19 protein-coding genes are annotated in these 20,321 nt (G+C 55.2%); 9 read left to right on the forward strand and 10 right to left on the reverse strand.

Annotated elements, in window-relative coordinates; translation table 11 throughout:
- Positions 1–171 precede the first annotated feature (171 nt).
- The 4 genes from bssS to B3041_RS10290 all read left to right on the forward strand — a co-directional run bounded on the left by bssS (position 172) and on the right by B3041_RS10290 (position 3,061).
- On the forward strand, positions 172–426 hold the full coding sequence (bssS, locus tag B3041_RS10275; protein WP_039383762.1) for a biofilm formation regulator BssS: 255 nt from the start codon (positions 172–174) through the stop codon (positions 424–426).
- 107 nt (positions 427–533) lie between these two features.
- The gene (solA, locus tag B3041_RS10280; protein WP_292972120.1) at positions 534–1,649 is read left to right on the forward strand and encodes an N-methyl-L-tryptophan oxidase; all 1,116 of its coding nucleotides are present in this window, start codon (positions 534–536) and stop codon (positions 1,647–1,649) included.
- A 264-nt stretch (positions 1,650–1,913) separates the two neighbouring features.
- A complete protein-coding gene (locus tag B3041_RS10285) occupies positions 1,914–2,489 on the forward strand; it encodes a cytochrome b (RefSeq protein WP_292972122.1) in 576 nt (191 codons plus the stop codon).
- Positions 2,486–3,061, forward strand: coding sequence for a YceI family protein (locus tag B3041_RS10290; protein ID WP_292972124.1), 576 nt, complete (start codon positions 2,486–2,488; stop codon positions 3,059–3,061). Before B3041_RS10285 ends, B3041_RS10290 begins: the two co-directional genes overlap by 4 nt.
- Before the next feature lie 43 nt (positions 3,062–3,104).
- Here the strand turns inward: B3041_RS10290 and B3041_RS10295 are convergent, their stop codons facing one another.
- A complete protein-coding gene (locus B3041_RS10295; RefSeq protein ID WP_065649624.1) occupies positions 3,105–4,160 on the reverse strand; it encodes a rhodanese-related sulfurtransferase in 1,056 nt (351 codons plus the stop codon).
- 260 nt (positions 4,161–4,420) lie between these two features.
- On the opposite strand from B3041_RS10295, the gene B3041_RS10300 reads away from it, so the two are divergent.
- The 3 genes from B3041_RS10300 (at position 4,421) to B3041_RS10310 (ending at position 6,630) form a co-directional block, all read left to right on the forward strand.
- On the forward strand, positions 4,421–5,344 hold the full coding sequence (locus tag B3041_RS10300; protein ID WP_065649625.1) for a Kdo(2)-lipid IV(A) acyltransferase: 924 nt from the start codon (positions 4,421–4,423) through the stop codon (positions 5,342–5,344).
- A 501-nt stretch (positions 5,345–5,845) separates the two neighbouring features.
- Complete coding sequence (locus B3041_RS10305) at positions 5,846–6,112, forward strand: hypothetical protein (protein ID WP_065649626.1); 267 nt, start codon at positions 5,846–5,848, stop codon at positions 6,110–6,112.
- Positions 6,113–6,231: 119 nt separating this feature from the next.
- Entirely contained in the window at positions 6,232–6,630 is a 399-nt protein-coding gene (locus B3041_RS10310; RefSeq protein ID WP_065649627.1) for a MysB family protein, read from the forward strand.
- Positions 6,631–6,632: 2 nt separating this feature from the next.
- On the opposite strand, the gene B3041_RS10315 is transcribed toward B3041_RS10310, so the two are convergent.
- The 3 genes from B3041_RS10315 to B3041_RS10325 form a co-directional block, all read right to left on the reverse strand.
- A complete protein-coding gene (locus B3041_RS10315; protein WP_065649628.1) occupies positions 6,633–6,869 on the reverse strand; it encodes a YceK/YidQ family lipoprotein in 237 nt (78 codons plus the stop codon).
- Between the two features lie 106 nt (positions 6,870–6,975).
- The gene (gene mdoH, locus B3041_RS10320) at positions 6,976–9,528 is read right to left on the reverse strand and encodes a glucans biosynthesis glucosyltransferase MdoH (protein WP_065649629.1); all 2,553 of its coding nucleotides are present in this window, start codon (positions 9,526–9,528) and stop codon (positions 6,976–6,978) included.
- Positions 9,521–11,056: a glucan biosynthesis protein G gene (locus B3041_RS10325; RefSeq protein ID WP_206099914.1), complete on the reverse strand. Its 1,536-nt coding sequence runs from the start codon at positions 11,054–11,056 to the stop codon at positions 9,521–9,523. Before B3041_RS10325 ends, mdoH begins: the two co-directional genes overlap by 8 nt.
- Before the next feature lie 277 nt (positions 11,057–11,333).
- Here B3041_RS10325 and mdoC point away from each other — a divergent pair, with 277 nt between their 5' ends.
- Positions 11,334–12,464: a glucans biosynthesis protein MdoC gene (gene mdoC, locus B3041_RS10330; protein ID WP_292972131.1), complete on the forward strand. Its 1,131-nt coding sequence runs from the start codon at positions 11,334–11,336 to the stop codon at positions 12,462–12,464.
- Positions 12,465–12,495: 31 nt separating this feature from the next.
- On the opposite strand, the gene B3041_RS10335 is transcribed toward mdoC, so the two are convergent.
- The gene (locus tag B3041_RS10335) at positions 12,496–13,956 is read right to left on the reverse strand and encodes a phospholipase D-like domain-containing protein (protein WP_065649631.1); all 1,461 of its coding nucleotides are present in this window, start codon (positions 13,954–13,956) and stop codon (positions 12,496–12,498) included.
- A gap of 147 nt (positions 13,957–14,103) precedes the next feature.
- Here B3041_RS10335 and B3041_RS10340 point away from each other — a divergent pair, with 147 nt between their 5' ends.
- Positions 14,104–15,246 (forward strand): beta-glucosidase, encoded by a 1,143-nt coding sequence (locus B3041_RS10340; RefSeq protein ID WP_292972135.1) that lies wholly within the window; start codon positions 14,104–14,106, stop codon positions 15,244–15,246.
- Here the strand turns inward: B3041_RS10340 and B3041_RS10345 are convergent.
- From B3041_RS10345 to B3041_RS10365, 5 genes are all read right to left on the reverse strand, one after another.
- Positions 15,234–15,407 carry a hypothetical protein gene (locus tag B3041_RS10345; RefSeq protein WP_167350679.1) on the reverse strand — a complete coding sequence of 58 codons (174 nt, stop codon included), beginning with the start codon at positions 15,405–15,407 and terminating at the stop codon, positions 15,234–15,236. The two genes, B3041_RS10340 and B3041_RS10345, sit on opposite strands and share 13 nt — an antisense overlap.
- Positions 15,408–15,733: 326 nt before the next feature.
- Positions 15,734–17,107: an efflux transporter outer membrane subunit gene (locus tag B3041_RS10350; protein WP_292972139.1), complete on the reverse strand. Its 1,374-nt coding sequence runs from the start codon at positions 17,105–17,107 to the stop codon at positions 15,734–15,736.
- The gene (locus B3041_RS10355; RefSeq protein WP_292972142.1) at positions 17,104–18,195 is read right to left on the reverse strand and encodes an HlyD family secretion protein; all 1,092 of its coding nucleotides are present in this window, start codon (positions 18,193–18,195) and stop codon (positions 17,104–17,106) included. Before B3041_RS10355 ends, B3041_RS10350 begins: the two co-directional genes overlap by 4 nt.
- Before the next feature lie 11 nt (positions 18,196–18,206).
- Complete coding sequence (locus B3041_RS10360; RefSeq protein WP_065649635.1) at positions 18,207–19,877, reverse strand: MFS transporter; 1,671 nt, start codon at positions 19,875–19,877, stop codon at positions 18,207–18,209.
- Between the two features lie 2 nt (positions 19,878–19,879).
- Positions 19,880–20,311, reverse strand: coding sequence for a MarR family winged helix-turn-helix transcriptional regulator (locus B3041_RS10365; RefSeq protein WP_065649636.1), 432 nt, complete (start codon positions 20,309–20,311; stop codon positions 19,880–19,882).
- Positions 20,312–20,321: the final 10 nt, after the last annotated feature.

The following is a 20,321-nucleotide window of genomic DNA, read 5'->3' on the forward strand; positions in this document are numbered from 1 at the left end:
TGACGGCGCTTTTACAGCATTTTCTGGTGCTTTTCGCAGTTATATAGCTGCATTTCCATACTGTTCGCCTGTCTGACCGCTATTTCATGTTATAATTAGCTCGCTAGTGCATGTAGCAGCCGCATTGAACCTCAAGAAGCACTTCGTTTAACGAGTAATAAGGAGGTTATAATGGACAGTAATAAAGACGTCATCCAGACTCATCCCCTGATTGGATGGGACATCAGCACCGTAGACAGCTATGACGCCATGATGATACGCCTGCACTCGCTCTCCTCGCAGGATCAAAAAGAAGAAGAAGCTGACGTCGGTTTGACCTACTGGTTAACCACTGACGTTGCCAGACAGTTTATTTCTATACTGGAAGCTGGCATCGCTAAAATAGAATCTACTGAGCAAAACCTGCGCGATAGTCGCAAGCACTGATTGTTCCTGTTGCGCGAAAAAGGCACCCGTCGGGTGCCTTTTTCATATCGCTCCCGCTTTTGGTATGCTGTTGAAAAATTTCGCCGTTTTGCAGGAGTGTTCGTGTCATGGTTTACGATCTGATTATCGTGGGCAGTGGTTCAGTCGGGGCCGCTGCGGGTTTCTACGCTACGCAGGCTGGCTTATCAGTGCTAATGATCGACAGCGCTCATCCCCCTCACCAGCAGGGAACACACCACGGAGAGACCCGACTGATTCGCCATGCCTATGGTGAAGGAGAGCGTTATGTGCCGCTGATATTGCGGGCCCAGTCGCTGTGGGATGCGCTGGAACAGCAGAGCGGCGAGCGTATCATGCATCGCAGCGGTATCCTCAACCTCGCACCCGTTAACTCACCCTTTATTCAGAATGTTATTCACAGCGCAAAAACCTGGCAGCTGGATGTTCAGCTGCTGCAGGCAGATGAGGTACGACAGCGCTGGCCACAGTTTACCGTGCCGGATGACTATATCGGGGTCTTTGAGCCGGCGTCGGGCTATCTGAAATGTGAAGAGGCGGTGCGCAGCTGGATTAAACTGGCTGAACAGGCTGGCTGTGCCCAGCTGTTCAATTGTCCGGTCAGCGATATCGGCCGCGACGGTGAACTGCAGCAGGTCACCACGCTTGATGGGATTTATCGCGCGCGCAAGCTGCTGGTCAGCGCCGGTACCTGGCTCAGCGAGCTGATAGCCGATCTGCCGGTTACACCAGTACGCAAAGTGTTTGCCTGGTATCAGGCTGACGGCCGCTACAGTGAGAACAATCAGTTTCCTGGCTTTGCCGTTGAGATGCCGGATGGCAGTCAGTTTTACGGATTCCCGGCGGATAATAACGCGCTTAAAGTGGGACGACATGATGGAGGTCAGGTCATGCAGCGCCCGCAGGATCGCAAACCTTTTGGGGCTATTGCCTCAGATGGCAGCGAAGCATTTGGTTTTCTGCGGCAGTTTTTGCCTGGCGTTGGCGTCTGTTTGCACGGCGAAGCGTGCAGTTATGACAACACTCCCGATGAAGATTTTATCATCGATACCCTGCCGGATGACCCTGACCGCTTAATCATTACTGGCCTCAGCGGTCATGGCTTTAAATTTGCCAGCGTTCTGGGAGAACTCGCCAGCGAATTTGCTCAGGATAAACCTTTTAGCTTTGATCTTACGCCCTTTTCTCTGCGTCGCTTTTCATAATGTTCAGGCTGGCAGCGTCACTGCCAGCCCTCCCTTTACATTTGTTTACGCCTGATGCGCATTAATGACTCATCACGTGTAGCAATGATATTTATTCCCTGGACGCTGATAACTTTTAGTCAATATTACTGAAGCAGTAGCGCTCTGCTATTTTAATATTTTGATAACGTCCTGCTTTTTTTTATAGAAAAGTAAGGCACATTGCTTTTAGTTAACAAATTAAGGATGCTTGCAACACTTATTTCATGGACAGGAATAAACGTTATGTGGCGCAATACGGCAGATCGCTTCGGCCTGCTCTCTATTATTATTCACTGGAGTATGGCGGTCGCCCTCTACGCGATGTTTGCCCTGGGATTATGGATGACAGGGCTGGGCTATTATGACAGCTGGTACCATACTGCGCCGGACATTCATAAAAGCGTCGGAATAATACTGTTCATCCTGCTGCTGGTGCGCCTGCTCTGGCGCTGGCATTCCCCTGTACCGGCCCCACTTGCCAGCTATTCTGTCGCGGTACGCCGTACCGCCCGTGGGGCGCATGCCCTGCTTTATCTGCTGTTGCTTCTGCTGCTTGTTAGCGGCTATCTGATTTCTACTGCTGACGGCAAACCCGTCTCTGTGTTTGGCTGGTTTAGCCTGCCTGTCCTCGCTGCTGGCGGGCCACAGCAGGCAGACCTGGCCGGCACGCTGCATTTATGGCTGGCCTGGAGCCTGGTTCTGCTTTCAGCGCTGCATGCCCTGGGTGCGGTTAAGCATCATATTATCGATCGGGACGCGACGCTCAGGCGCATGCTCGGTTTACGCTCACGTTTACTCTCTCAAAAGGATGTCTCATGATCAGGAAAACATTTCTGGCCGTCAGTGCCGCCGCGCTGTTTGCCACCAGCCTCCACGCCAGCGCCGCAGAGTATAAAATTGATAAAGAGGGGCAGCATGCGTTTGTACAGTTCCGCATTCAGCACCTCGGTTACAGCTGGTTATATGGCACATTCAAAGATTTCGACGGCGGATTCACGTTTGATGAGGCTAATCCGTCTGCCGATAAAGTGACTGTCACGATCGATACCGGAAGTCTGGATACTAACCATGCCGAGCGCGACAAGCACCTGCGCAGCGCGGACTTCCTTAACAGCAGTAAATATCCTCAGGCGACATTTACTTCTACTGAGATTAAAAAAGAGGGCGAGCGTTATAAAGTCACCGGCGATCTGACGCTGAACGGCGTAACAAAACCGGTTACGCTGGATGCGCGCCTGATGGGTGAAGGGAAAGATCCCTGGGGCGGTTACCGGGCAGGTTTTGAAGCCAGCGGTGAAGTGGTCCTGAAAGAGTTTAATATCAGCAAGGATCTTGGCCCTGCTTCACAGAAGGCTGAGCTGATTATCTCTGTAGAGGGAGTACGTCAGTAAGCTGCAAGCCGCCTGAGATGACTCTCTCAGGCGGCGCCTGCCATTATGACTTATCGGGTGCAGGGATAGTCATGGTCATATTCAGCAGACCACGCGATTTGTTAAACACCTTATTGCCGTTTTCGCGTCCGGCACGCCGTGCGCGCTGCTCTTCAGGCGACAGTTTTGCTTCTTCCATGCAGATTGGGCTACAGCAATTCTGGTATTTTTCAGCGCAGGCGGGGCACTGAATAAACAGCAGATGGCAGCCATCATTAACACAGTTAGTATGGCTATCGCACGGTGTACCGCACTGGTGGCAGCTGGAAAGGATATCATCAGAAATACGCTCGCCCATACGCTCATCAAAGACAAAATTTTTGCCTTTGAAACGTACCGGTAACCCCTGCTCGCGCGCACGACGCGTATATTCAATGATGCCGCCTTCAATGTGATAGACATCATCAAAGCCGTTATGCTTCATCCAGGCACTCGCTTTTTCACAGCGAATACCGCCGGTGCAGTACATCACAATTTTTTTATCTTTCTTATCCTGCAGCATATCAACCGCCATAGGCAGCTGATCGCGGAAAGTATCCGCAGGCACTTCCAGCGCATTGTCAAAATGGCCCACTTCAAACTCATAGTGGTTACGCATGTCGACAAACACGGCATCAGGATCGTCCAGCATCGCATTCACGTCTGCTGCTTTCAGATAGCTGCCTACATCGCTGGCATCAAAAGTGCCATCGTCGATGCCATCGGCAACAATACGGTCGCGCACTTTCAGGCGCAGCACCCAGAATGATTTACCGTCATCATCCAGTGCAATATTCATGCGCAGATTATTCAGCGCCGGATCAAAAGCGTACAGCATCGCTTTCATCGCTTCATATTTCCCGGCCGGCACGCTGATCTGCGCGTTAATTCCTTCCCGGGCCACATAGACACGACCAAATACGCTGAGCGCTGTCAGCGCAATATAGAGGCGATCGCGGAACGCCTTAGGATCGTTGATCTGGAAATATTTATAAAAAGAGACTGTCGTACGCGGCTCGGTTTCCGCCAGCATGCGATCTTTCAGCTCTTTATTGGAAACGAGGTTATGTAACACTGGCATGGTGAACACCTGTTAGCAATGAGAGAATTTCAGGGCGCACATGATACCTGAATTCACAGCTGTGCCTAGTCCCCGGACCAAATTGACGGGACGCATTTGTACTGGCTCTCTATGCTGAACTGTCTGTTATTCCGGCAAACGCCAGCCTGACAGCCGCTGTGAACGCGGTGTGATTACAGTTAACGACAAAAAATGGCATAATTGCGTTATATAACAGAAACCGGACTCTCTGGTACAGAACGCAGGATACTGATTCTTCCATGACCCAACTTCCGCAATTTACCCGTGAACTGCTTCATCCGCGCTACTGGCTCACCTGGCTGGGCATTGGATTTTTATACGTGCTGGTCTTACTTCCCTACCCGCTTTTGTATGCATTTGGCTGCAGTCTGGGACGTATTGCTATGCGTTTTATGAAACGACGCACAGAGGTTGCCCGACGCAATCTGGCGCTCTGCTTTCCTGATATGCCCGCCAGCGACCGCGAGGCGATGGTTAAACATAACTTTGAATCGGTCGGAATGGGGCTGATTGAAACCGGTATGGCCTGGTTCTGGCCCGACTGGCGTATTCGCAAATGGGTTAAGCCAGAAGGACTGGAGAATGTGACGCAGGCGCTGGCAGAGAAGCGCGGAATTCTGCTGATCGGCATGCATTTTCTGACCCTTGAGCTGGGGGCTCGCGTGTTTGGCATGTACAACCCGGGTATTGGTGTTTATCGTCCGAACGATAACCGACTGCTCGACTGGCTGCAGACCTGGGGCCGGATGCGCTCCAATAAAAGTATGCTGGATCGCAAAGATCTCAAAGGCATGATCCGGGCGCTCAAAAATAATGACATCATCTGGTACGCGCCGGATCACGATTACGGCCCGCGCAGCAGCGTGTTTGCGCCTTTCTTTGCCGTCAAAGAGGCCGCCACAACGACCGGAACCCATATGCTGATTCGCCTGGCTAATCCCAGCGTGGTGCCTTTCCTGGCGCGTCGTCTGCCGGACGGACGCGGCTACGAGCTGAAACTGATGCCGGATATTCGCCATCAGTTCTCACTGGAGAGTGAGCTGGATACGGCAACGGTAATGAACCGCGTGGTTGAAGAGACCGTGTTGCTCGCGCCTGAGCAATATATGTGGCTGCACCGCCGCTTTAAAACCCGCCCGGAAGGCCAGCCGTCGCGTTACTGAAGCAGCATAGCGTTCAGGCTATCAGCCCTGTCTCTGATAGCCTGAACCGCACCTGATATGTCCATCAGATCCAGCGTTATATCCGGTTTTGTCTTAAAAGCATTAACTCCGGTAACAGGTTACGTGGCCGAACCGGGCTGCTTTAACGCGCATTACCAGACAGATTCCCGCCCCATCTCTGGTTTCTGCGCCAGACTTATCAATTAAAAGAGTGCAATCTGGTCCTGATCATCTATAATTCCAGGCCTAATCCTATTTATTTTTTTCAAAATCGTTTGACTTACTTATCAATGCAGAAAAATTGACTTATTTTACAATGCGTTGTCGATAAAACAGGCTGCTTATTCCATATCATTGCTTTAAAAGTTTTTTTAATTACTTTATTACGCTGGTTCACTCTGCTGATTCCGGTTAATTTCGTTTGCAACAGTTAACCAATTAGCTGTTCTCAGAAAAATAAAAAAGATTACACACAGCAAATCTCATGCAGGACAAAATAATATGAACAAAGGTCATTATTATTACGTTACGATCGGTACCGATCAGGAAGGCTATCATCTGCTGCATCGCAAAGAGTGCAAACGGATGCCGCTTAAAGAAGATATGGTGTTTATCGGCACCCTTTATAATCTGAATCAGGCGCTGGCCACCGCGCGTATTAACTTTAAGAAAGTGAAACCGTGTATCAAATGCTGTATTCGTTACTCTGCACCGGTGATGCGCGAAACTGTCCGGCCGGTCCTGCACTTCCCGCAAAAAATGCTCTGAAGCGTACGGGCAGGTGATTTTTCCCTCACCTGCCCGTACTGCTCGCCTCCCTGACTGCGTTCTGCAAATTTTCGTCTATCCTTCTGTAAAATCCCCTTTTTACAGTCAAGGAGTCATTGATGGATCTGTTCAGCACTTTAGAAGAAGCAATTGAAGCCGCACGCGAAGAGTTTATGACCAGCCAGCAGGGTGTGTCTGAAGAGGATGTCAACGTCAGCCAGTTTGGTCTGCAGAAATATGTTATGCAGGATGGCGACATCATGTGGCAGGCAGAGTTCTTTGCAAACGAAGATGAACAGGGTGACTGCCTGCCGCTGCTGAGTGGTGAAGCAGCACAGGCGGTATTTGACGGCAATTTTGATGAAATTGAGATGCGTCAGGAGTGGCAGTCTGAAAACACCCTGCATGAGTGGGATGATGGTGAATTTCAGCTGGCACCACAGCGCGATCTCGAAGAGGGCGAAGTGGCCGCAGAAGAGTGGGAAGACGACAACACCGATTCAGATAATCTGGCGTAATCTCACTCATAAGGCCCATGCTGCGCGTCAACCGGCAACAGCAGCGTGTCCACTATCAGCGACAGCGGCAGATCGAGAATGGTGACGATGCGCCACGGGCCGTCGCGGACATCCCACTGCACGCCGGGATAATAGTGGTTGCCGTGCCCCTGTCCGGGCACGGTACGGCTGATGATGCTGCCGCACCCGCTCAGTATCAGCACACTGCCTGAGAGTACGACTGCCAGAACGCTTTTCACATCGCTTATCCTCACTGATTGAACTGCCACTATACCTGCCCTGCCCGGCTTTAGCACCGGCAATAAAAAAGCGGCATCGCTGCCGCTTTTCTTATTTTACTGCTGTTCAGACACGCGGTGGCAGTGCCTGCGGATTCAGCGTCAGCTTCTGATAACTCTCCAGCCACTGATGATACTTATCCGCGTTTTCCCACAGCCGGGTATGCACACGCGCCAGAACCACAGGATCGCTAATCAGCTGCAAACGCTGTTCACGATTCAGTTTTTCCGGTGCATCGCTCAGCGCCTGATCCACGTGCCGATCGCGCGCGTGATCCAGCAGCGTACTCTGTTTATGACGCGACGTGGCCAGCGCGGTCGCCAGCGCATTGAACGCCGGGTTAAACAGCGCATGCATAAAGCCATGCTTCAGCGCCCGCTCGCGGTTGATCTGCAGATAGTGGTCTGTATCAACCAGCTCTTTTGGCGGCTCATACTCTTCCGGGATCAGGAACAGTTTCGCACGCCGGCTTTTCAGCCCCACGGTTGCACGACTCGACATCACTGAAACAAACGGCGACAGGATCAGCGAGAAGACAATCGGTGCCAGCCACCACAGGAAGTTAAGGTCCAGCACGCCCATGCCTGCGGCCCAGACAATGCCAAGCAGCATCTGGGAGCCGTGGCGGCGAAACGCTTCACTCCAGGGAGTGGCATCATCATCACGCTGCGGCGAATTCCAGACCACTTCCCAGCCCAGGAACGCGCTGACCACAAATACGGTGTGGAACAGCATACGCACCGGCGCCAGCAGCACCGAGAACAGCATTTCCAGCATCAGCGAAATGAACAGACGCAGCGCGCCGCCATAAGCCTTAGCTCCTTTGCACCAGATTAGCACCACGCTCAGCAGCTTCGGCAGGAACAGCAGCACCAGCGTGGTGGAAAAGAGCGCAATGGCCAGATCGGGACGCCATTGCGGCCAGACCGGGAAGAGCTGACGGGGTTGCAGGAAGTAGGTCGGCTCCATCAGGGTATGGACCACCTGCAGGGCGGTGGAAAGCGCAAGGAACATAAACCAGAGCGGCGCTGAGAGATAAGACATCACGCCGGTCAGGAAGACGGCACGGTGCACCGGGTGCATACCTTTGACCAGGAACAGGCGGAAGTTCATCAGGTTACCGTGACACCAGCGACGGTCGCGCTTCAGCTCATCCAGCAGGTTAGGCGGCAGCTCTTCATAAGAACCCGGCAGATCGTAAGCGATCCAGACGCCCCAGCCGGCACGGCGCATCAGCGCAGCTTCAACAAAGTCATGCGACAGAATTGATCCGGCAAATGAGCCTTCGCCCGGCAGCGGCGCCAGCGCACAGTGCTCAATAAAGGGCTGCACGCGAATAATGGCGTTATGTCCCCAGTAGTGCGATTCGCCCAGCTGCCAGAAGTGCAGCCCTGCGGTAAACAGCGGCCCGTAAACGCGGGTGGCAAACTGCTGGCAGCGCGCATAGAGCGTATCCATACCCGATGCTTTTGGCGAAGACTGGATAATCCCGGCGTTCGGGTTCGCTTCCATCATGCGTACCAGACCGGTCAGACACTCACCGCTCATTACGCTGTCAGCATCCAGCACCACCATGTAGCTGTAGTTGCTGCCCCAGCGGCGACAGAAGTCATCGATGTTGCCGCTTTTACGCTTCACGCGGCGGCGGCGACGACGGTAAAAAATCTTGCCCGCTCCGCCCACGTCGCGAACCAGCTCCATCCACGCTTTTTGCTCGGCAATCGCAATATCTGCATCGTAGCTGTCGCTGAGAATGTAAACATCAAAATGCTCAGCATTCCCGGTGCGCTTTACCGATTCCCAGGTCGCGCGCAGTCCGGCAAAGACACGCTCCACATCCTCGTTACAGATAGGCATGATAAGCGCGGTACGGTGCGCAGGATCCAGCGGCTCATCACCCGTGGTGGAGTAAGAGATACTGTATTTATCGCGTCCGATCAGCAGCTGCAGGAAGCCCATCAGCGCTGTCCAGAAGCCGGCTGATACCCAGCAGAACAGAATCGCAAACAGAAACAGAATACCGGTTTGCAGAATATAAGGCAGGACCAGCTTAACCGACTCGACCCAGTTCTGCTGAAACTGCCCGACAGGATCGAGCAGGGTCCAGCCCTGATAAGGCAGAATGGTTTTCATATACCAGGTTGCCACCACGGTCTGCGCGATGGTCAGGATCAGCAGCGTATAGCGGCGCATTGAACCGACATGACGCCACTTATCCTCAGCGCGCTGCTCTTCCGCCGTGGCGTAACGCGGGTGCGTTTTCTGCCCGCGCAGAGAGTTCCATGCGCGCGCCAGCGGATTGGTACGCCAGGCTTCCGGGAACATCAGCGAGCGCTTAACCGGCGGCATCGCTTTTAACGTCGTGCGATCGAGATAATCTTTACTGAACTGCTGGCCATCCGCAACCGCATCCGGCCACGTCATCGCTATGCGTGATGAAACGGACTTTAGCGGTGCGTCGTCAGGCCGGTCGCTGGCGGCATTATCCTGCCCCAGTACTGTGTGAATAGCGTGGAAAGCGGGCGCATTTTGCAGCGATGTGCTGAGTCGCGCGCGACCTGCCGCATCAAGCGGCAGCGCCTCCACATAAGATTGAGGTAAAAAAGTCGATTTATTCATTGGCAGGTAACTGATAGCTCCAGGTTTCCGTCAATGTCTTGTCACCGCTTACCAGCGCGGCGCGCATTTCGGTTGATTGCTTGCTGTCTTTCACGCGCAGACGCAGCACCAGACGCCAGCCTTTGGTCACCGGATTGTAGCGTACGCTCTGCTCAACCACTTCGGCGTTATCACCAACGCTGACCTGCGGCGCGACCTGCGTATCCTCCGGCAGCATGCTCATCGCTTTACCGGTGAAATCAACGGTAAAGGCGATAGAACCGTCAGGCTGGCGAACCAGATTAGACTGTTTCACATCACCCGCAGAACGCAGAGTATCTTTAACCCAGGCAACGTCATCCTGGTGCAGCTGGTTTTCATCACGGGTGAAGTGCAGACGATAGTTGAAATGCATCTCTTTGCCCGCGTCAGGCAGTTTTTCTGGTGTCCAGAAGGCAACGATGTTGTCATTGGTCTCATCTGCGGTCGGGATCTCAACCAGCTCAACGCGACCTTTACCCCAGTCACCCTGCGGTTCAACCCAGGCGCTTGGGCGCATGTCATAGCGATCGTCCAGATCCTGGTAGTGGCTGAAATCGCGTCCGCGCTGCAGCAGACCAAAACCTTTCGGGTTTTCAATGGTAAACGTGCTGACCGCCAGATGACGTGGATTGTTCAGCGGACGCCAGATCCACTCGCCGTTTCCGGCGTGAATCGAGAGACCACTGGAGTCGTGCAGCTCCTGACGGAAATTGCTGACCGGGGAAGGCTGATTCGCACCAAACAGGAACATACTGGTCAGCGGTGCCACGCCCAGTTTACCCACGTTGTCGCGCAGATAGACTTTAGACTGCACATCGACCACCGAGGCTTTGCCTGGCTTCAGTACAAAACGGTACGCGCCCGCAGCGCGAGGTGAATCAAGCAGTGCGTAAATGACCAGCTGCTTCGCCTGAGGTTTCGGGCGTTCGATCCAGAACTCTTTAAAGCGCGGGAACTCTTCGCCAGAGGGCAGCGCGGTGTCAATCGCCAGACCGCGCGCTGAAAGACCATATACCTGGTCTTGCCCGATTACGCGGAAGTAGCTGGCACCAAGGAAGCTGCTGATCTCATCCTGCTTGCCTTTGTTATTCAGCGGATAGAGCACCTTGAATCCGGCAAAGCCGAGATTTTTTACTGCGTCAGCGTCATGTTTGACGTTGCCGAAATTGAAATAGGCCGGATCGTATTTGATTTCACGCACCGAGGAGGCAGTGACTTCATTGATCTTCACCGGTGTATCGAAATACATCCCCTGATGGTAAAACTCGAGCTTAAACGGCGTACGCAGTTTGCCCCAGTATGCCTTGTCGTGGTTAAACTGGATCTGCTGATAATCCGCAAATTTCATTTCACGAAATTGAGAGGGTAAATTACTTTTTGGCGCTTCAAAACCTTTGTCTGCCAGTGCCTTAGCCTGTTTTGCCACATCATCAATGTTAAACGCCCAGCTATTATTTGCGTACAGCGCCAGCAGTACTGCTGCGCTGGTCCAGCGCATCTTCACCAGCCCGCTATTATTTTTCACTTTATTTAGCACATCCCCCCCTTTCGTGTGCTCAGATCAAACCCACTCATCTTAATGGATTATTCGGTTTTCCGACAGCTTATGTAAAACATTGTTCCGCGCAGCGCCAAGCCTCCAGAGCACTTTTCGGAATATTAAACCCGGCGGTTTAAGAAACAGAATCAACTGATAGTATAGGCTGTTAACCGGCAACAGAATGTTCTGCTGCACGATCTGGTTTCAGGGTGAAACCAGCCTGTATAGGATGAACCGGAAGCTTATGAGCGCTGTAAAACCTGAACGCGAATATTTTCTCGACTCGATTCGAGCTTACCTGATGCTACTGGGGGTGCCGTTTCACGTCTCGCTGATCTACTCGACACAGCGCTGGTCCGTAAACAGTCAGGATGCCACGCTGTGGCTGACCCTTTTCAACGATTTCATCCATGCATTTCGCATGCAGGTGTTTTTTGTTATCTCCGGCTATTTTTCCTACATGCTTTATCTGCGCTATCAGCCGGCTCGCTGGCTCAGGGTCAGGCTGGAACGCGTGGGTATTCCGCTGCTCGCGGCTGTGCCGCTGATTACGCTGCCGCAGTTCTTCTTACTGAAATATCTCACTCATAAACTTGATGGCTGGGATCGCTTTTCAGCGTATGACAAATATAACGCCCTGGTATGGGATCTGATCTCGCACCTCTGGTTTCTGCTGGTGCTGGTGATCCTGACGGCGCTGGGAATGCTGACGTTTCGCTGGCTGCACAACCAGCGAAGCACGCGTGACTATCAGCAGACAGGCTGGGGCAGCGTGACGCTGGCACTGCTGGGCTATGCGTTACTGTGGTGCGTGCTGCGCCGCACGCTGCTGCTGCTGACGCCGGGCATCATGATGGATGGACTCTTTACCATTGCGGTCATGCAGACGCTGACGTATCTGCCGTTCTTTATGCTGGGCGCGCTGAGCTGGAAACATCCGCCGCTGAAGGCGCTGTTTGTGCGGTTCAACCCGCTGGTCTGCTTTGGCACCGTGCCGGTCTTTATCGCCTATTACCTGAACCAGCGTTATGGCAACGGCGACGGCTGGCTTTATGAGACCGATATGCTGCTCTCAACGCTGATGGGCGTATGCATGCTGAATGTCTGCTATAGCGTCGGGCACCGCCTGCTGAACAGCCACTCTCCCCGCATCGTTTATCTGGTAAACGCCTCGTTGTTTATCTATCTCGTCCATCATCCGCTTACCATTCTGTATGGGATATATGTGACGCCACACATCAGCAATAATACGCTGGGTTTCTTTGCCGGGCTGATAACGGTATTTGCGGCAGCCTTTGCGCTGTATGAAATCCACCTGCGTATTCCGCTGCTGCGCTTTCTGTTTTCCGGTAAAAAAGCCGCGCAGAAAGGATGATGCTGCACCGGCGGCGCGTCTCAGCGCGCCGCTACAGCAGCCACTCTACCGGCAGCCGCCACACCAGCCGCACCAGCAGTCGCTGCAGCAGCGTCGACTGCGGTTCATGTTTATGTACCACTTCTGCGCCCTGCTCATCCTGTTCTATCCAGTTAACGCGGCCCCACTTGTCCAGCCGCAGCGTCCAGGCACGATGTTGCATGCCGCGACTGAAGCGCTGATGCGTCTGGCGCGCCAGGGTTTCGCTCTCAATCACCAGTCCCATTTCGGTGTTGAGTACCGCTGAGCGGGGATCAAAATTAAAAGAGCCCACAAACACTTTGCGTTGATCAACGGTGAACGTTTTCGCATGCAGGCTGGAGCCAGAGTTACCCGTCAGTCCGCGATCGTGCGGCGGGTCGCCGGCGTGTGCCTGAGGTTTCAGCTCATACAGCGCAATACCGTGGCGCAGCAGCTTTTTTCGCCAGCGTGCATATCCGGCATGCACCACGGTGACATCATTAGCGGCCAGTGAGTTTGTCAGCACGGCGATACGTACGCCGCGCCGGCGTAGTGACAATAGCTGTGCGACGCCGGCGCGGGTCGGTACAAAATAGGCTGAGATAATATCGAACTGCTGCTGCGGCGTGCCAATTACCTCCAGCATCCGCTGCGGCAGCAGGCTGCTACGCCTGGCTTTGCCCAGCCCTTTTCGCGGGTCGTCGCTTAGCAGGCGTGCCTGTGCCCAGGTCATCTCCAGCGCGCCCTGCTCCAGCTGGCTGACAAAGGTAGAGTGGTCAAGGCGTGCCAGATAACGCTGCACTGCCTCACTCTGCTGCCATTCCGGCGGCAGGCGCACCGCTTCGCCCTCATCGCTGCGTACGTCCACTACGCTGCGTAACGGCGATACCGCCTGACTATGCCAGTAGCGCTCAAAATCCGCTGTGACCTCATCGACAACCGGCCCGATGGCCAGCACGTCGAGGTCGGTAAACAGCGGCTCATTGCCGGTGCCAAAGTATTCATCACCAACGTTGCGCCCTCCCACCAGCGTTGCGGCGCCATCAACCGTAAGACTTTTGTTGTGCATACGGCGATTCAGGCGGGCGAAGTCCGTCAGGTAGCCCAGCGCACGCAGCGTGCGGAAGGAAAACGGGTTAAACAGCCTTACTGCAATATTCGGATGACGATCCAGTTCCGCCAGCGTGTTATCCAGCCCTGGCGTATTATTATCATCCAGCAGTAAGCGCACCCTGATGCCGCGTCCGGCAGCATCCAGCAGCGCGCTGAACAGCAGGCGGCCGGACATGTCGTTATGCCAGATGTAATACTGCACATCGATAGTGTGTCGCGCCATGCTCATCAGCAGGTAACGCGCTGCAAACGCGTCCAATCCATCGTTAAGCGGATGGATGCCGCTCAGACCGGGATGCTGTGCGCACTGCTGCGCCACGCTTTGCCGTAACTCACCGCCCGCGGCCAACTGGCCGGGCAGCGCTGCTGCTTCGCTCATACTGGATCCCTGAATACGTAATCACGCTTATTATTGGCATTGTCGCTATGGCAGGCAACCTGCACGGCTGATCGGCAGAGCCGGCTGCTAATTTAGTCTAGACTTAGCCCGTGGTTCTGCATCAGGCGTTTACCTGAGGAGTGAAATATGACCGCGTTACTGCCTCGTTATCAACCCCGGCTTTTTCGCAGTTTTTTTCAGGGCAGCTTTCCCTGCTCTACCGCCTGCCGCAGCGGTGGCCGCCGTCTGGATATGGTTGTCAGTAGCGGACACGATATGCTGCTGGACAAAGACTACGCCGCGCTGGCGCGGGAAGGCCTGCACACGGCACGTGATGGTGCGCGCTGGCATCTGATTGAAGCCACGCCTGGCCAGTACGACTGGCGCTCCTTTCTGCCGATGATCCACGCGGCCGCACGCCATAATATGCAGATTATCTGGGAACTGGCTCACTTTGGTTATCCGGCACATCTTGATATCTGGAAACCGGCGTTTGTTGAACACTTTGCCCGCTATGCACGCGCTATGGCACAGCTGATGCGCGATGAAGGCGTAGAGCAGCCTTTTTTTACCCCGATCAATCAAATCTCATTCTGGGCCTGGGCCGGTGCGGATGTTTCATGGCTCGATCCTTATGCCAGCGAGCGCGGACGCGATCTGAAGCGTCAGCTGGTGCGCGCCTCTCTGGCGGCCATGCACGCGATCCGCGACGTCTATCCTGAAGCACGCTTTGTGCTGACCGATCCGCTGGTACAAATCGCCGCAGATGCGGGTAAGCCAGAGAGTGCAGAGCATGCTGCCCGACAGCATGAGATGCAGTTTGAAGCGTGGGACTGGCTGGCAGGACGCGCTGAACCCGGACTCGGCGGACAGACGGACTTTCTCGATATACTGGGCCTGAACTACTATCCCGATAATCACTGGTTCTGTTCAGGTGATACTCTGCCCCCCGACCATCCGCAACATCAGCCTCTGCATCAGCTGCTGCTGGCGTGCTGGCAGCGTTATCAGCGTCCGCTGCTGCTGGCGGAAACGGGGGCTGAAGGCGAGGCGCGTGCGCCCTGGCTGCGGCACGTCAGTGCTGAAGCGCGGCTGGCACTGGCGCAGGGCGTTGCGCTGGAGGGAATTTCACTCTATCCCGTGGTGGAATATCCGGCCTGGGCAGATGACCGCCGTTCGCCCGGCGCCCTGTTCGGGCTTGGCGATCCCAACGGTAACCGTACTCTCCATGAGGGACTGGCACTGGAGTTGCGCAGTCAGCAAATCAAATGGCAGCGTCAGGAGTGCTGAGCACGATGAGGTCCCGGCGCACAGGTTTTTGCGTCCTGCAGCGGGTCGACAGGCCGGCGTACATCGGTAAGCCAGGCCATGGTAACCAGAAAGATCACGCCAATCAGACAGGCGCAGAGTAAGCCGATAATAGCGATCAGTTTATCGTCGCGGGCGTCCATTTAGCACTCCTTGCGGGCGTTGCAGCTGCGTTGCAGGCGTTAGCTCATCCACAGAGTGAGCATCAGGACGAATATTATAAGCGTTACCGAAGTGACCGCAAGAACCACAATGGCGAAGTGGGCATCGTCAAGCGGCTGACGATGAGACTCGTCGTGATCGTCAGGTGGAGCCGGCAAACTCATGGAAACTCAATAGCATAAGCAGGATAAAGGCGGAATTGCGCATTGAGTGTAATAGAAAGTGATAAAGATTTCACGACTATTTCCCTGCGAAACAGATGCCGTGCGTGACTTTATCACCCTCCCGTTACTGCTAAAATCCCGCCTCAGGCAGCGTGCCAGCCGCCACCCAGCGCCCGATAGAGATCGATCTGTGCCTGCAGCAGATTGTTTTTCACTGAAACAATATTCAGTTGCGTGGTAAACAGCGTACGCTGCGCATCAAGCTCATCAAGATAAGAGGCATAACCATTCTGATAACGATTGCGGGCAATCCGATACGCTTCCGCCACAAACTCCTCCTGTTTTTGCAGTTCTGCCAGCTGTTCCTGATTACGACGAATCGCATCCAGCGCGTCATCTGTTTCTGAGAAAGCGTTACGCACCGTTTTTTCATAGCTGTAGAGCGCCTGATTACGCGTCGCCATCTGCACATCAACCTGTGCCGTCAGCGCTTCGCGATTAAGCAAAGGCGCAAGGATGCTGCCACCCAGACTCCAGAGACGAAACGGATTATCCAGTAATGTATGCAGTTCACTGCTCTGCAGCGTGCCGCTGGCGGTGAGGTTAAGTGAAGGCAGCAGTCTGGCGCGTGCGGACGCCAGAGAGGCATCTGCCGCCAGCAGCGCACGCTGCGCCTGGACGATATCGGGACGCCGGTTCAGCAGCTGCGAGGGCAGCAGCGCGGGCAGCTTATGCGGCCGGATGTTATCAAAGCGATGACTGCGTGCGATCTCACGCGGGTTCATGCCCGCCAGTACGCTCAATGCGTTCTCCTGCTGTGCAATCTGATGCTGCAGCTGCGGAATTTGCGCGCTGGCCGTCTGATACTCTGACTCCGCCTGCATCCACTCCAGTCGCGACGTATAGCCGGTTTCAAACTGGCACCGGGCAAGCTGGCGGGAGTTTTCGCGGGTTGCCAGCGTCGCCTGCGTCACGCGCAGCTGTTCATCCAGCGAGGCAAGCATAACGTAGCCCGATGCCACTGAGCTGGCCACCGTAAGCTCAGCCGCCACCGCCGCCGCGCGCTGCGCCTCCAGCGTAGCCTCCGCCGCGCGTATGCTGTTACTGCGGCTGCCCCAGAGATCGACTTCATAATTAGCCTGAAGCAACCCCTGAAATATGGCGCTTTCATTAGGCTGGCCGGTTGCTGCCGAGAGCGAACGCTGTCGGCTGGCGGCCACCCCGGCCGAGATCACCGGAAAGTTATCGCCCTGCGCTGCGCGCACCTGCGCCCGGTACTGATCGACCCGCGCCCGGGCAAGAAGAATATCGCTGTTATGTTCCAGTGCCTGACTGACCAGACGATTCAGATCGCTGTCGCCAAAAGTACGCCACCACGCGGCTTCCGGGGGTGCCTGTGGCCCGGTCTGGTCACGCCACTGCGCCGGGATCGGAAGCGATGCCGGGGCTTTTTCCACTTCAGTAGCACAACCGCTGAGCAGCAGTAGCGCAAGTGAGAGAGTTAACAGCGGCTTCACGGCGTCTCCTTCACCGGTTCTGCGGCAGTATCGATACTGACCTCCACTGACATGCCCGGACGCAGCAGCTGCTGCGCATCGGGATCAAGGCCGATCCGTACCGGAATGCGCTGCGCAATCTTCACAAAGTTTCCGGTGGCGTTGTCGGGGGAGATAGCACTGAACTCTGAGCCAGCCGCAGGGGAGATAAACTCCACCCTGCCGCTGAAGCGCCGGCCATTAAGCGCATCAACGCTAAACGTCACCGGTAAGCCCGGACGAATATGCGCCAGCTGCGTCTCTTTAAAATTGGCAATCACCCACTTTTTATCCGGCACCACCGAGGTGAGACGCGTACCGGCGGTAACATAGGTTCCTTTGCGCACAGAGAGCTGCCCCAGCTGACCGCTGTCAGGCGCCACAATGCGGGTGTTGGCAAGGTCGATATTCGCCAGCTCCAGCGCCGCGCGGGCGTTAGTCACATCCGCTTCAAGCGAAGCACGATTCACCACCACCGTTTGCAGATTCTGTTGCGCCACGGCAACCTGCGCTTCGGCCTGTCGCATCTGCGCCTGCGCCTGCGCATCAGCTGCACGCGCGGCGTCACGCTCGCGCACCGAAAGCGACCCATCCGACGCCAGATTTTCTACCCGTTTTAAGTCAAGCCCGCTTTTCTGCCGCTGTGCCCGGGCATTTTCCAGCGCGGCTTTGTTACTAAGAATGGTCGCTTCAGCACTTTTCCGCTGCTGCTGATTATTCTTCAGTGCCGCCACTTTCATCTCCAGCTGCGCCTGTGCCTGATGCACACGCTGACGATAAATACGATCGTCAATGGTCATCAGTAGCTCACCCCGGCTCACCGGCTGCAGATCCACGACCTCAACACCGGTCAGATAGCCGCTGACCTGCGGACTGATAAAGGTGATCTGGCCGCGTACATAAGCGTTTTCGGTGGTCTGCACGCTGCTGGTAAACGGCCAGAGCTGCCACGCATAAAGAATTACCAGCACGCCCACAATCACAATGCCCGCGCCGGCAGCGATAGAAAGCGTGCGGCGGCGATGCGTGCGTTCGCGCTCAGCTACCTGCAGATCATCCTGTTGACTCATCTTTTCTCCGTTTAGTTCGCTGAGGGCGCAGTCTGACGCGGCTCATCCTGATGATTTTTCGCCTGCCGCCACGCGAGATAACGCTGACGCGACAGCCGCCATAATACCCACAGCAGCGTGCACATCGCCAGGGCTGCCGTGAGCAGATAAGTGTCATTATAGGCAAGGACATTCGCCTGCAGCGTGGCGACTGTCTGTAGCTGGCTGCTGCTCTGGGCACTCAGCAGTACGCTGTCTGTCAGCTGGCTGTTAAACAGCGCACGGTACTGATCCAGCCGTTCGGTAACGTTAGGATCAAGCTGCGAGAGTCTGTCGGCCAGTAAGCTGGAATGGTACTTCTCCCGCCAGGTCTGAAAGGTTCCGAGGATGGCTGACCCGATCAGCCCGCCCAGATTCTGGCTCATACCAAAGAGTACAACAAAGCTGACCAGGTTTTTCGGCTGTGTCACCACGCTGCCTATCCCCAGCAGCATAGCTGGCGCAAGGAAAAAGGCGCTGCTGAAGCCCAGCAGAAACTGACTAAAATAGAGATTGTGCGCGCGCGTCAGCGGATTTGACTGCGCATCCATCAGCGAGGCCACAATCATAATGGCCAGTGAGGTCACAATGGGCCAGTTAAGCTGGCCAGGCTTAATAGTCAGCGCACTGGCGATAATGCCGCAGATGACGCCGGCGATAATGGCCAGCGCCAGGCCGTGCAGCTGATCGTTGAGTAGCCCCAGCTGTTGCAAAAAGCCGATCGCGCCGGTGTTCTGCTCAGCCAGTACGATACGGATCATGATCATGGCGATACCCAGCCGGACAATCATACCGCTGCTCAGCCAGCGGGTGTTGATAAGCGGGTTGGTCCGGTTATGCTCCAGTACCACAGCTGAAACAATCAGCACCAGCGCCAGCGCCAGACAGACGCCCAGCCAGGGCGTAGTAAACCACCACTCAATTCGCCCCAGTGAGAGAACGCCACACAGCAGCGCCATACCGGGTGCCAGCAGCAGAAACGTCACAAAATCGAGTTTTTCAAACGCTTTAATGCGGTCACCCGGGGGCAGTCTCACCACCAGCACGCAGCCAAGCGCAATCAGCGCCAGCCCGAGTTCAAACAGATAGAGCCCGCGCCACTCCTCCAGCTGCAGTAGCTCAGTAGAAAAGAGCCGCGCCAGCGGGATCGCCAGCTGCGAAGCGGTAATGCCAATCACCAGCGCCTTGAGCCGGTGCTTTGCCGGCCACGCCTGTACCTGATAGTAGATACCCAGCGAGCTGAGCGCGGCGGCGACCATTCCGTGTGCGGTGCGCACAATAATTGCGGAGCTGAGATCGTTGGCAAACAGATGAAAAAACGCCACGATGACATACAGCACCAGAAACGCTTCAGTAAACAGCCGCAGACCAAACTGCTGGCGAAATTTCACCAGCAGCAGGTTGATCGATATATTTCCCATCACGTATACCGCCGGCAGCCAGGCAATTTCATTGCTATACGCGGCAAACGTGCCCTGCAGATTTGTCAGATTCGCCGTGACCAGCGCGTTACTCAGCGCGCCGGTCAGCGTAATCAGCAAGCCGATCAGACCAAACGCGACGCGTTTGCCTGGTGAATGCAGCGGCGTGGAGGGTGAGCCTGGCAGCATCGGCTTTTCATGCGGCAGCCACTCCCGCTGCGCGTAAGGATTACGCCTGGCCATACTCAGGCACTACCCAGACGGTTAAGCAACTGCTGCAGTACCGTTTCCGTCACAGCCAGCGCAGCGGGATCGATATCAGCCAGCAGCTGACTGCGCAGGGCATCTGCCTGCGCTTTGACCTGGGTAAACGCCTGTTCGCCCTGCGTGGTAAGCACCAGCAGACGCTTACGCCGATCTTCCGGCGTTTGCAGACGAGCCAGCAGCTGCTGCTTCACAAGCCGATCCACCAGCGGCACTACGCTCGCATCCTCCAGACCCAGCTGCTGCGCCAGCGCTTTCTGCGTCAGCGGCTGGCTGGCGGTAGCGACGCTGGCAATGGCCATCCAGCTGCTCATACTCAAATCATTCTCTTTCAGCCGGCGATCGACCGCCAGCCGCCATGCATGAGCCGTCTGATGTAAAAGCCGGGAAAAAGGCTGCGGATAGTCAACCAAACTTAGCCAC

Origin of the sequence: Pantoea sp. UBA4549 (assembly GCF_002387285.1) — a bacterium.
Lineage (GTDB): Bacteria > Pseudomonadota > Gammaproteobacteria > Enterobacterales > Enterobacteriaceae > Pantoea > Pantoea borealis.